At 62.3% G+C, this 4,696-nt stretch carries 6 protein-coding genes; all 6 read left to right on the forward strand.

From position 1 onward, the window contains the following. The first annotated feature begins 14 nt into the window (after positions 1 to 14). Entirely contained in the window at positions 15 to 623 is a 609-nt protein-coding gene (locus WC739_RS24595) for an adenylate kinase (protein WP_372955597.1), read from the forward strand. Between the two features lie 207 nt (positions 624 to 830). Then, positions 831 to 1,199, forward strand: a complete 369-nt coding sequence (gene rpsM / locus WC739_RS24600; RefSeq protein WP_006205445.1) for a 30S ribosomal protein S13 — start codon at positions 831 to 833, stop codon at positions 1,197 to 1,199. Between the two features lie 126 nt (positions 1,200 to 1,325). After that, positions 1,326 to 1,715, forward strand: a complete 390-nt coding sequence (gene rpsK, locus WC739_RS24605; protein WP_006205444.1) for a 30S ribosomal protein S11 — start codon at positions 1,326 to 1,328, stop codon at positions 1,713 to 1,715. Positions 1,716 to 1,818: 103 nt separating this feature from the next. Beyond that, complete coding sequence (locus WC739_RS24610) at positions 1,819 to 2,829, forward strand: DNA-directed RNA polymerase subunit alpha (protein WP_013531438.1); 1,011 nt, start codon at positions 1,819 to 1,821, stop codon at positions 2,827 to 2,829. 99 nt (positions 2,830 to 2,928) lie between these two features. Further along, positions 2,929 to 3,360: a 50S ribosomal protein L17 gene (gene rplQ, locus WC739_RS24615; RefSeq protein ID WP_372955595.1), complete on the forward strand. Its 432-nt coding sequence runs from the start codon at positions 2,929 to 2,931 to the stop codon at positions 3,358 to 3,360. 200 nt (positions 3,361 to 3,560) lie between these two features. Then, positions 3,561 to 4,696 (forward strand): trypsin-like peptidase domain-containing protein (locus WC739_RS24620; protein ID WP_372955596.1); only part of this gene is annotated, 1,136 nt, incomplete at its 3' end.

Here is a 4,696-nt window from a genome sequence, read left to right on the forward strand (position 1 = left end):
GGGAAGAAAGCCAGATGAGGTTGATATTGCTTGGGCCGCCAGGGGCGGGCAAGGGGACACAAGCACAAAGACTGGTAGAGAAACACGGCATACCACAGCTCTCGACGGGCGACATGCTGCGGGCTGCCGTCCAGGCCGGTACCGAGGTCGGCAAGCGCGCCAAGGCAGTGATGGATGCCGGTGAGCTGGTGTCGGACGCCATCGTCAACGCCATCGTTGCCGAGCGCATCGATCAGGCGGATTGCGCCAACGGCTTCATCCTCGACGGATACCCGCGCACCCTTGTGCAGGCCGATGCTGTCGATGCGATGCTCGCGCAACGTGGCATGAGCCTCGACATCGTCATCGAACTTGTCGTTGACGACCGGGCGTTGGTCGGGCGGATCGTCAAGCGGGCCGATGACGCCAAGGCGGCCGGTCAGCCGGTGCGCAAGGACGACAATCCCGCGGTGTTCGAAGACCGTCTGCGCGAATATTACAAGAAGACCGCTCCGTTGATCGGCTACTACTACGCCAAGGGCAAACTCAAGGCCGTAGACGGCATGGCTGACATCGATGCCGTCACCGGCGAGATCGAAGCCGTGCTCGCGGCGACGGCCGAAGGGGCGAAGCCGGTAAATTAACGATTGTACTTGACGGCGACCGTTCGCTGCGGTATGGCGGCCCGTCTTCCTACAGGCATGGGCTTTGCTTGTCCGCAAGGGCAAGGGCAGCCGCTTTGACTGGAAACTCCCGCATGGGCCGGCCTCCACCGGACGCGGGGCAACTTAAAGATTGCGCCGTGCCTGCCTTTTCGAAGGTCGGCCGGCCCACATGGAGAAGAGAAGAATATGGCTCGTATAGCCGGCGTTAACATTCCGACCAACAAGCGCGTTGTCATCGCGCTTCAGTACATTCATGGCATCGGCAAGAAGTTCGCCCAGGAGATCGTCGACAAGGTCGGCATCCCGGCCGAACGCCGCGTCAACCAGCTGACCGACGCGGAAGTGCTGCAGATCCGCGAGACCATCGACCGCGACTACCAGGTCGAGGGCGATCTGCGCCGCGAAGTGTCGATGAACATCAAGCGTCTGATGGACCTCGGCTGCTACCGTGGCCTGCGTCACCGTCGCTCGCTGCCGGTTCGCGGCCAGCGCACGCATACCAATGCACGTACCCGCAAGGGCCCGGCCAAGTCGATCGCCGGCAAGAAGAAATAAGTCAGCGAATAGCCGGTGGCCATTAGCGAGTGGGGATTCCTATTCGCTGATGGCTACTCACTATTCGCTTTCAAAGGTGGAGCCGCTGGCATTACGGCGGTGTAGAGATCAACTGAAAGGACCATCATGGCCAAGGAAGCCGCTCGTGTTCGCCGTCGCGAACGCAAGAACATCTCGTCGGGCGTTGCCCACGTCAATTCGACCTTCAACAACACGATGATCACCATCACCGACGCTCAGGGCAATTCGATTGCCTGGTCGTCGGCCGGCGCACAGGGCTTCAAGGGTTCGCGCAAATCGACCCCGTTCGCTGCCCAGATGGCTGCCGAGGACGTTGCCAAGAAGGCCCAGGAACATGGCATGCGCATGCTCGAAGTCGAGGTCTGCGGACCCGGCTCCGGTCGTGAATCGGCGTTGCGCGCCCTGCAGGCGGCCGGCTTCACCATCACCTCGATCCGTGATGTGACGCCGATCCCGCACAATGGCTGCCGCCCGCGCAAGAAGCGTCGCGTCTAAGCATTTATCGAACGCCGCGCGAGCGCCCCACGGGCGTTCCTCCACGGCATTCCAGGTCGCCCGCCACGATTGGATGGTGGCGGGTCAACGGAAGGAAAGCATCATGATCCAGAAAAATTGGCAGGAACTGATCAAGCCAAACAAGATCGAGTTCTCGTCGAAGAAGAAGACGCTGACCACGCTGGTCGCGGAGCCCCTGGAGCGTGGCTTCGGCCTGACGCTCGGCAATGCTCTGCGTCGCGTGCTTCTGTCTTCGCTGCGCGGTGCGGCTGTTACCGCCGTTCAGATCGACGGCGTTCTGCATGAATTCTCGTCCATCGCCGGTGTGCGCGAGGACGTGACCGACATCGTCCTGAATATCAAGGAAATCGCCATCCGCATGGAAGGCGACGGCCCGAAGCGCATGGTCGTGCGCAAGCAGGGACCGGGCGCTGTTCTCGCCGGCGACATCCAGACGGTTGGCGACGTCGAGATCCTCAACCCCGACCACGTCATCTGCACGCTGGACGAAGGCGCTGAAATCCGCATGGAATTCACCGTCGACACCGGCAAGGGTTACGTGCCGGCGGACCGCAACCGCGCCGAGGATGCACCGATCGGCCTCATCCCGGTCGACAGCCTCTATTCGCCGGTGAAGAAGGTTTCCTACAAGGTCGAGAACACCCGCGAGGGCCAGGTTCTCGATTATGACAAGCTGACCATGACGATCGAGACCGATGGCTCGATCACCGGCGAGGACGCGGTGGCTTTCGCCGCCCGCATCCTGCAGGACCAGCTTGGCCTGTTCGTCAACTTCGACGAGCCGCAGAAGGAAGTCGCCGCCGAAGCCGTCACCGAGCTCGCCTTCAACCCGGCGCTGCTCAAGAAGGTCGACGAGCTCGAGCTTTCGGTGCGTTCGGCCAACTGCCTGAAGAACGACAACATCGTCTACATCGGCGATCTCATCCAGAAGACCGAAGCCGAGATGCTGCGCACCCCGAACTTCGGCCGCAAGTCGCTGAACGAGATCAAGGAAGTCCTGGCGGCGATGGGCCTGCACCTCGGCATGGAAGTGCCGGACTGGCCACCGGAAAACATCGAAGACCTCGCAAAGCGTTACGAAGATCAATATTGAGCATGAATTCCAAGGATCGGGCGGCCGCTCGATCCGACGGTCATGCGGAAAACCATCAGAGGTCTTGGCCTCTTGAACAACTGAAGAAGGAAAAGAGCCATGCGCCACGGTTTTAAAGGCCGTCGCTTCGCCAGAAGCATCAGCCATCGCAAGTCGATGTTCGCCAACCTCGCCGTGTCGCTGCTCGAGCACGAGCAGATCGTCACTACCCTGCCGAAGGCGAAGGATTTGCGTCCGATCGTCGAGAAGCTGGTGACGCTCGGCAAGCGCGGCGACCTGCACGCCCGCCGTCAGGTGATCGCGCAGATCGGCAATGAAGGCGTCGTCAAGCGCCTGTTCGACACCATCGCGCCGCGCTATGCCGACCGCAATGGCGGCTATCTGCGCATCATGAAGGCCGGCTTCCGCCATGGCGACAACGCCGCGATGGCCGTCATCGAGTTCGTCGATCGCGACACCTCGGCCAAGGGCGCCGGCGACCGCGCCCGCATCGAAGCCGAAGGCACCGACTCCGACGCCGAGGCTGCATAAGGCTCGGTTTCCAGACTAAATTCAAAGGGGCCTGCGGGCCCCTTTTCGTTGTCTGATGGCAACCAAATCGCGGACTGGCCGAGTCTGTGACCTTAGCTAAGGTCTCCCTGCCCAAAATAATCGGATTTCAGCGACTTAGCCTTTCATTTTGCACAATCGTCAGGACAATGGCGCCCGAACTCGCCTCGGAGGATTCGTGAATGCGCGCCAACAGACTGTCCCTTGTCCTGCTCTTCGCCTTGATGGCGTTGGCGGCCGCACCGATGGTCAGGCAGGCATGGGCCGAGGACACCAAGACTGATCCGGGCCTGTCCGATGTGCTGACCGATCTGCTGCATGGCGTCGAAGGTGAGAACGCCACGTCCGGCCCCGACAAGCGCGTGCCGTTCGGCCGCGAGGAAGTGCAATTGTCGTTCGCGCCGCTCGTCAAGCAGACCGCGCCGGCCGTGGTCAACGTCTATGCTTCGCAGACCGCCAAGGTGACGTCGCCTTTCGACGGCGATCCCTTCTTCGAGGAATTCTTCGGCCGCTCGCAGCCGCGCGCGCAATCCTCGCTCGGTTCCGGCGTGCTGGTCGACCCGACCGGCATCGTCGTCACCAACTACCACGTCATCAAGGATGCCGATCAGGTCAAGGTGGCGACGGCGGACGGCCGCGAGTTCGAGAGCAAGGTGATGCTCAAGGACGAGTCGCTCGACCTGGCGGTGCTCAAGATCTCCGCCGACAAGCCTTTCCCGGTCATCGCCATCGGCGATTCCGACGCGCTCGAGGTCGGCGACCTGGTGCTGGCCATCGGCAACCCTTTCGGCGTCGGCCAGACCACCACCAGCGGTATCGTCTCTGCGCTTGCCCGTAGCCATATCGGCGTCGCCGATTCCAGCTTCTTCATCCAGACCGACGCGGCCATCAACCCCGGCAATTCCGGCGGCGCGTTGATCAACATGGGCGGCCAGCTGGTCGGCATCAACACGGCGATCTACAGCCGCAGCGGCGGCTCGATCGGCATCGGCTTCGCCATTCCCTCTAACATGGTTCGCGCCTTCGCCGACGCGGCCAAGGCCGGGCTCGACTTCTTCGAGCGGCCCTATATCGGTGCCGAGTTCGAGGCGGTTACACCGCAGATCGCCGAATCGCTCGGAATGGAAAAGCCGACCGGGGCCCTGGTCTCGTCGGTAGAGGCGACCGGACCGGCCGCCAAGGCCGGGCTCAAGCCCGGCGACGTCGTGCTCCAACTCAACGGCAGGCAGATAGACAGCATCCAGGCGCTGGATTATCGCATGGCGACGCTGTCGATCGGCACCACCGCCAATTTCGCGGTCCTGACCAAGGGCCAGCA

This window comes from Mesorhizobium sp., from assembly GCF_041661565.1.
GTDB lineage: Bacteria > Pseudomonadota > Alphaproteobacteria > Rhizobiales > Rhizobiaceae > Mesorhizobium.

Coding starts and splice junctions, on each gene's coding strand:
- WC739_RS24595 (WP_372955597.1), top strand. CDS start 15: ATGAGGTTGATATTGCTTGGGCCGCCAGGGGCGGGCAAGGGGACACAA.
- rpsM (WP_006205445.1), top strand. CDS start 831: ATGGCTCGTATAGCCGGCGTTAACATTCCGACCAACAAGCGCGTTGTC.
- rpsK (WP_006205444.1), top strand. CDS start 1,326: ATGGCCAAGGAAGCCGCTCGTGTTCGCCGTCGCGAACGCAAGAACATC.
- WC739_RS24610 (WP_013531438.1), top strand. CDS start 1,819: ATGATCCAGAAAAATTGGCAGGAACTGATCAAGCCAAACAAGATCGAG.
- rplQ (WP_372955595.1), top strand. CDS start 2,929: ATGCGCCACGGTTTTAAAGGCCGTCGCTTCGCCAGAAGCATCAGCCAT.